The sequence below is a fragment of the Mesorhizobium sp. M4A.F.Ca.ET.020.02.1.1 genome (assembly GCF_004022645.1).
GTDB lineage: Bacteria > Pseudomonadota > Alphaproteobacteria > Rhizobiales > Rhizobiaceae > Mesorhizobium.
The window spans coordinates 1-5,206 of the sequence record NZ_RZOI01000435.1 but is presented as its reverse complement, the minus strand read 5'-3'; the positions used below and the strand labels follow the sequence as shown (position 1 = coordinate 5,206).

Annotated in this window: 8 protein-coding genes and 1 pseudogene; 6 read left to right on the top strand and 3 right to left on the bottom strand. The window is 65.0% G+C overall.

Translation table 11 applies throughout. The features are described 5' to 3' along the window. Positions 1-89 precede the first annotated feature (89 nt). Positions 90-788 carry an ABC transporter ATP-binding protein gene (locus EN742_RS23335; RefSeq protein ID WP_126057425.1) on the bottom strand — a complete coding sequence of 233 codons (699 nt, stop codon included), beginning with the start codon at positions 786-788 and terminating at the stop codon, positions 90-92. 130 nt (positions 789-918) lie between these two features. On the opposite strand from EN742_RS23335, the gene EN742_RS23330 reads away from it, so the two are divergent. Beyond that, positions 919-1,563, top strand: a complete 645-nt coding sequence (locus tag EN742_RS23330) for an arylesterase (RefSeq protein ID WP_127399966.1) — start codon at positions 919-921, stop codon at positions 1,561-1,563. Between the two features lie 118 nt (positions 1,564-1,681). Continuing rightward, positions 1,682-2,278, top strand: coding sequence for an RNA 2',3'-cyclic phosphodiesterase (gene thpR / locus EN742_RS23325; protein WP_126057423.1), 597 nt, complete (start codon positions 1,682-1,684; stop codon positions 2,276-2,278). Here the strand turns inward: thpR and EN742_RS23320 are convergent. Beyond that, positions 2,182-2,700, bottom strand: a complete 519-nt coding sequence (locus EN742_RS23320; protein WP_126057422.1) for a low molecular weight protein-tyrosine-phosphatase — start codon at positions 2,698-2,700, stop codon at positions 2,182-2,184. The two genes, thpR and EN742_RS23320, sit on opposite strands and share 97 nt — an antisense overlap. Positions 2,701-2,808: 108 nt before the next feature. Here EN742_RS23320 and EN742_RS23315 point away from each other — a divergent pair, with 108 nt between their 5' ends. The 4 genes from EN742_RS23315 (at position 2,809) to EN742_RS23300 (ending at position 4,542) form a co-directional block, all read left to right on the top strand. Continuing rightward, positions 2,809-3,105, top strand: a complete 297-nt coding sequence (locus EN742_RS23315) for a 4a-hydroxytetrahydrobiopterin dehydratase (protein ID WP_126057421.1) — start codon at positions 2,809-2,811, stop codon at positions 3,103-3,105. A gap of 56 nt (positions 3,106-3,161) precedes the next feature. Continuing rightward, positions 3,162-3,527: a YkvA family protein gene (locus EN742_RS23310; protein ID WP_128333326.1), complete on the top strand. Its 366-nt coding sequence runs from the start codon at positions 3,162-3,164 to the stop codon at positions 3,525-3,527. A 249-nt stretch (positions 3,528-3,776) separates the two neighbouring features. Continuing rightward, positions 3,777-4,280, top strand: a complete 504-nt coding sequence (locus EN742_RS23305) for an invasion associated locus B family protein (RefSeq protein ID WP_126057419.1) — start codon at positions 3,777-3,779, stop codon at positions 4,278-4,280. Between the two features lie 13 nt (positions 4,281-4,293). Beyond that, positions 4,294-4,542 (top strand): hypothetical protein, encoded by a 249-nt coding sequence (locus EN742_RS23300; protein WP_126057418.1) that lies wholly within the window; start codon positions 4,294-4,296, stop codon positions 4,540-4,542. Position 4,543: 1 nt separating this feature from the next. Here EN742_RS23300 and EN742_RS23295 read toward each other — a convergent pair. After that, positions 4,544-5,206: pseudogene (locus tag EN742_RS23295) on the bottom strand (chloride channel protein); the annotation flags it as partial.

Below are 5,206 nucleotides of genomic sequence, written 5' to 3'. Positions count from 1 at the left end.
GGCGAGGAAGATGAGGAAGCCGGACAGGCCTCCGCGCATCTCGCGCAGCGAGAAGCGGACCGCGAGCTTCAACGTCCGCGACAGGGGCATCAGGCCGAAACCTTCAACGGTTTCGGCGCGTCCTCGATCCGTCCCGAGTGCATCGACACCTGGCGCGAACAGCGCGCCGCGAGTGCCGGATCATGCGTGACCAGCACCAGCGTCATGCCGCGCTCGGCAGCCTTCGCGAACAGAAGGTCGGCGATCTGCCGTCCCGTCGCCTGGTCGAGATTGCCGGTCGGCTCGTCGGCGATCAGGATGCGCGGCGAGGGCGCCAGCGCGCGGGCAATCGCAACGCGCTGCTGCTCGCCGCCCGACAGTTCGCCGGGATAATGGGTCACGCGGTCGCTGAGGCCGACCGCCGCCAGCTCGTGCGCGGCGACGCTGAACGGGTCGGCATGGCCGGCGAGCTCTAGGGGCACGGCGACGTTCTCGAGGGCCGTCATGTTGGGGATGAGGTGGAAGGACTGGAAGACGATGCCGATGTTTCGTCCCCGAAACGATGCAATCTGATCCTCGCTTTTGCCATCGAGCAATTCGCCGGCGATTCGGACCGTTCCCGAATCGACCCTTTCCAGGCCGGCCAGGACCATCAGCAGCGTCGACTTGCCGGAGCCCGATGGGCCGACGATGCCGGTCGCCTCGCCGGCGGCGACATCGAGGCTGACGCCCTTCAGCACATGCACGGAGGACGCGCCTTCACCGAGCGTCAGCGATACGTCTTTCAGCACGATGACGGCTTCTGTCACAATGAAAGCGTCCTATATGGATAGATGAGGGCTAAGCATCGGAGCCAAAGTGGAGACCGGGGGAATCCGATGCTCAACGAGGAACCCGGCTTCGCCTGAAGACCATTTCCGCTCATATGGGGCCTGCCGCATGGCTTTCAAACACACTCTTGCAGCAGCCTTCGTTGTTTTCGTAACGATCGGCGGCGCCATGTCGGCGGCAGGCGCCGAGACCTTCAGGATCGTCGGTTTCGGCGACAGCCTGATGGCGGGGTTCAACCTCGGGCCAGGCGAAGGTTTCACCGACAGGCTGCAGGCGGCGCTTCGCGCCAAGGGTCTTGACGTCAGCGTCGCCAATGCCGGTGTTTCCGGCGACACGTCGAGCGGCGGCCTGGCGCGGCTCGACTGGTCGGTGCCGGACGGCACGCGGCTCGTCATCCTCGAGCTCGGCGCCAACGACATGCTGCGCGGCGTCGCGCCCGCAATTCCTGAGAAGAACCTCGACGAGATGCTGGCAAAACTCAAGGCGCGCAAGATCGCCGTGCTCCTGGCCGGCATGCGCGCCGCCCCCAATCTCGGCACCGACTACCAGAATGCCTTCGACTCCATCTATCCGAAGCTCGCCGAAAAATACGGCGTTCCGCTCTATCCGTTCTTCCTTGACGGCGTCGCCGGCGTGCCCGCCCTGCAGCTCGAAGACGGCCTGCACCCCAACGCCAGCGGCGTCGACAGGATGGTCGAAGGCATACTGCCGACGGTGGAAAAGTCGATTGCCGCGGGTGGCGGCGGGTCGTGAGGCAGGAAAGTCACGCTTGCCGTTGGGGAAACCGCGAGGTCAACAAACCGCTTGCCCCGCTTGGATATCGATGATTCGCTAGGGGCGTGAGTTTCGATTCGAGGACAGGAGGCTTGCCATGCCGCGTCTTTTCACCGCCCTCGAAATTCCTCGTGACGCCGCTCTTTCGCTGTCCCTGCTCCGGGGCGGCCTGCCCGGAGCCCGCTGGATCGATGTCGAAAACTACCATCTGACGCTGCGCTTCATCGGCGATGTCGAGGGCCATGTCGCCGACGAGATCGCCAACGCGCTCGACCGCGTCCACCGCCCGTCCTTCCCGCTGACGCTCTCCGGTGTCGGTGCCTTCGGCCAGAAGAAGCCGCACGCGGTGTGGGCCGGCGTCGCCGCCTCGCCGGATCTGACTGCCCTGCAGGGCGAGATCGACCGCATCTGCCAGCGGCTCGGCCTGCCGGCCGATCCGCGCAAGTTCATGCCGCATGTGACGCTGGCACGGTTGCGCAATTCGAGCCCACTCGACGTGGCGCAATATCTTTCGGCGCGCGGTAATTTCTCGGCGCTGCCCTTCCGCGTCGGCCGCTTCGTTTTGATGTCGTCACGAGATTCAGTCGGCGGCGGTCCCTATATCGTCGAGGAAGCCTGGCCGCTCTCGGGCGCTGACACGCGCGCGGCCAGTCGATTGGCCAGCGCCTCCGACGCCTCGCGGATCATGCGATAGACCTCGGCGAACGCGTCCGGCCCGTCATAATAAGGGTCCGGCACCTCGCCCGCGCCGGCGTCGGCAAACTCCAGGAACAGGTGGATGCGCTCGCGCATCGCGGCCGGCGCGATTGCCTTGAGGTCGCGGACGTTCGCCCGGTCCATGCCGAGGATCACGTCGAAGCGGGCAAAATCCTCCGGCGCCACCCTGCGTGCCCTTTGCCCGGAAATGTCGATGCCATGATGCGCCGCGATCGAAATCGAACGCGGATCGGGAGCGGAGCCGACCTCCCAGCCGCTGGTCGCGGCCGAATCGAGCATGACGGTTCGGCCCAGCCCGCGCTCGGCCAGCACGGCGCGCAACACGCCTTCGGCGAGAGGCGAGCGGCATATATTGCCGAGGCAGACGAACAGGATGGATGTTATGGGCTTCGCGCTCATCGATCCGGCGCCGTTTTTGTGCATGTCATTGTCCCAAAACCGCGGCGCACTTTTGGGCGACATGCATTATGGTGAGGGTCAAAATTCGAAATAGCACGGGAAACAGACATGACGAGAGAAAAACTGGGCAAGGACGCCATCCTTGCCGCGCTGGCGGAACTCCGCGGCTGGTTGCTGGCCGAGGACGGCGCTTCTATAAAACGCAGCTTCGTCTTCAAGAACTTTTCCGAAGCCTTCGCCTTCATGACCCGCGTCGCGCTGGCGGCGGAGAAGATGGACCATCACCCCGACTGGTCGAATGTCTACAAGACCGTGGATGTGACGCTGAACACCCATGACGCAGGCGGTGTCACGGCGCTCGACATCGAACTGGCAAAGAAGATGAACCGCTATTTCGGCGGCTGAACTCTTGTGATGGGGCGGCGCTTTCACCACATTTTCCCCCGGCGCCGCGCGCTTGGTTGGGTGCGCGGCAACCCGGTTTTGATTTCTTCGGCTTTGGCGACAAGCTCGCCGGCGAGAGCGAGGTGCGCGAAAAATTCTGGCGCACGGCCAAGAAGGCCGCCCGCCAGATCCCGTTCATGGAAGAGGTGGTCGCCGCCTATTACTGCGCCATGGACAAGGATACGCCACTGCGCGCCAAGGGTATCCTGCTGGCGGCGCTCGGCTATTTCGTGCTGCCGATCGATTTCATCCCCGATGTCATCTTCGGCCTCGGCTTCACCGACGACATCGCCGTGCTGACAGCCGCGATTACCGCCGTTAGCGCCCACATCACGCCCGCGCACAGGCAAGCCGCCAGGGACGCGATCGCCGACAAGAGCTGATCCGGAACCGGCGCAAGCGCTTGTTTGAAAAGTCAAACTCTTGCCGTTTTCGTGGCCTCCAAGTCGGCGCAGGGACAACGCGCCGGCCGCTTTCGAGCGGCGGCGCGGGAATGGCGGCGGTTTCCTGGGGTGAGGGTCCTTTTCTTGAGGACAATTCACCGTTTGGTAACCCTGATTAAATCAAAATGAAGCGACGGGCAGGACGCCGCAGCGGCCTGCCGCCGCACCATTTGGAATACGGGAAAAACGATGCGCGGATTGATTGCTACAGTTTCCAGCCTGGTCCTGGTGGCCCTGGCGGCGCCGGCGCTGGCACAGTCGGCGACCAAGATCGGCCAGCACAATGCCTGGGGCACCTACAGCTACCAGGCATCCGGCGGCAAGGTCTGCTACGTGCTCACCGTGCCGACCGACAAGCAGCCGGCGACGCTCGACCACGGCGACATGTTCTTCTTCGTCAGCCAGCGGCCGGGCCAGCAGGTGTCCTACGAGCCGCAATTCATCGCCGGCTACAATTTCCAGGAAGGCTCCAAGGCCACCGTCACCATCGACAAGAAGACCTTCTCGATGTTCACGCGCGGCAAGTCGGCCTGGGTCGAGAACGCGGCGGAAGAACCGGTGCTGATCGCCGCCATGAAGACCGGCACCGACATGAAGGTGCAGGCCAAGTCCGGTCGCGGCAACCCCACCTCCTATGTGTTCTCGCTGAAGGGCATTTCGGCCGCGCTGGCCTCGATCGCCAAGTGCAAGTAGGCTGAGGCCCCCCTTGACGGCGGACAGCGAGATCGACCGCGCCATCATGCAAATGGTGATGGACCGCTGGCAGAAGACGGCCATGGTCCTCGCGAAAACCGAACAGGCGCTTCGCAAGGCGGGCGTCCAGGTTTCCTGGGACGATATCGCCGGGCGACTGGAAGCTCTCGACGCGCGCGGCGACATTGAAAGCCAGGGAGACCTGGCGCTCTGGCGCAACAGCGAGGTCCGCCTCCCGCAAGTGAAAGCGGAAGAACGATAGCTCAGCCCGGCGCGGGCATCGTCTCCGCTCTGCGCCGCCGGATCGCCTCGGCGATGAAGACGCGCGACAGCGCATGATAGAGCGGCTCGTTGGAGATCAGCCTCGCCGTGCCGTAGCCCAGCATCGCCGCGCACATCAGCGCGATGACATTGTCGTGGTTGCCGGTCATTTCGAGGATGATGACGAAGGCCGTCATCGGCGCCTGCACGACGCCGGCGAAATAACCGGCCATGCCGAGCAGCGCCGCCGTGCCGGTGGCGGTGCCGAAGACCAGGCCGAGGGTGCTGCCCAGCCCCGCGCCCACCGCCAGCGACGGTGCGAAGAGACCGCCCGGAATGCCCGACACCATCGACAACAGGCCGGCGGCGAATTTTTCCACGAAGAAGAGGGCCGGCAGCGGCGTGCCTTCGATCGCCCCGCGCGCCTGCGCGTAGCCGGTGCCGAAGGTCAGCCCGCCGGACGCGACGCCGATCACCGCCACGGCCAGCCCGCAGACGGCCGCCACGACCAGCGTGCGCGGTAGCGGCTGCAGCGCGTTCCAGCGGCGGTGTCGGCGCGCTGTTCTCGCTGCTTGCGCTGAAGGTCATGCGCCGCATCCGCCGCCGATGATGCCGCAGGCAAGCACCAGCGGCCAGTCGGTGGCAAACGCCACCGTGTCCTTGGC

Bases quoted from the DNA above. Each gene is read 5' to 3' on its own strand.
- EN742_RS23330 (WP_127399966.1), top strand. From the start codon at position 919: ATGGCTTTCAAACACACTCTTGCAGCAGCCTTCGTTGTTTTCGTAACG.
- thpR (WP_126057423.1), top strand. From the start codon at position 1,682: ATGCCGCGTCTTTTCACCGCCCTCGAAATTCCTCGTGACGCCGCTCTT.
- EN742_RS23305 (WP_126057419.1), top strand. From the start codon at position 3,777: ATGCGCGGATTGATTGCTACAGTTTCCAGCCTGGTCCTGGTGGCCCTG.
- EN742_RS23320 (WP_126057422.1), bottom strand. From the start codon at position 2,700: ATGAGCGCGAAGCCCATAACATCCATCCTGTTCGTCTGCCTCGGCAAT.
- EN742_RS23315 (WP_126057421.1), top strand. From the start codon at position 2,809: ATGACGAGAGAAAAACTGGGCAAGGACGCCATCCTTGCCGCGCTGGCG.